This is a genomic window from Pseudomonas sp. SAS7 (assembly GCF_052112345.1).
Lineage (GTDB): Bacteria > Pseudomonadota > Gammaproteobacteria > Pseudomonadales > Pseudomonadaceae > Aquipseudomonas > Aquipseudomonas putida_Q.
Genome location: NZ_JBEGGO010000061.1, coordinates 1 through 479, shown reverse-complemented (window position 1 = coordinate 479; position 479 = coordinate 1). Strand labels below are relative to the sequence as shown.

Annotated in this window: 1 protein-coding gene; it reads right to left on the bottom strand. The window is 55.9% G+C overall.

Annotation, left to right across the window (positions count from 1 at the left end; all coding sequences use genetic code 11):
• On the bottom strand, positions 1-374 hold a 374-nt coding region (locus tag ABI582_RS28690), incomplete at its 3' end, for a helix-turn-helix domain-containing protein (protein WP_442120993.1).
• Positions 375-479 lie beyond the last annotated feature (105 nt).

Genomic DNA, 479 nt, shown 5'->3' with positions numbered 1-479 from the left:
CTTTTACCGTATCGCCGTTTTGGCCCACGCTTATGAACCATGCCCATTCGGTCCAGCCACTGCCCCGCGGTGCTCGGAGACGGCCAATCAATCGAGGGGTCTTCAAGGCGCAGTAGTTCAATGAGCTTCTTGGGGCCCCATTTATCGTGCGCCTCTTTCATCGCAACAATGCGGGCCAACAGCTCGTCACTTGTCTTGTTAGGGCTGTTGTCAGGGCGCCGCGAGGCATCGGACAGCGCTTCAGCACCGCCCGCAGAATATCGCGATATCCATTTGTCGACCGTGGGGCGGCTGACGTTGTACCGGCGAGCAAGCTGGCTCTTGGTGTAATCACCGGAAAGCCATTCGCCAATCAATCTGACTCGTTGATCCATGGGGGACTCTTGGTTCCAGGGCATGATCAGGTACCTCCTGATCATGCTTTAGCCTGTAAACCATGTCCCCGGTTTGGAATGTAAACGATGTCTCCGGTTTGTACC